General features: G+C 67.6%; 1 pseudogene. It reads right to left on the bottom strand.

The annotated features are described in order from the left end of the window. Positions 1-204: pseudogene (locus BN358_RS26380) on the bottom strand (uridine kinase); the annotation flags it as partial.

Consider the following 204-nt stretch of genomic DNA (forward strand, 5'->3'; position numbering starts at 1 on the left):
TCATCCGGGGCGATCCGCCACGGCGAGTGCACCTCCGACTCCGAATCCAGGTCGTAGGCTGCGGTGCGGTAGCGGCCCGATCCCTCGTGGCCGAGTGGCTCGAGCACCTCGTCGGTGAACCGCTCGTAGTCGTAGCTGTCCTCGAAGTAACCCTTCGCGGACGAGCGTCCCTGCGCGTAGCGGACCGAGCGCGGGTTGAGGTAG

This window comes from Sedimentibacter sp. B4 (assembly GCF_000309315.1).
Lineage (GTDB): Bacteria > Bacillota > Clostridia > Tissierellales > Sedimentibacteraceae > Sedimentibacter > Sedimentibacter saalensis.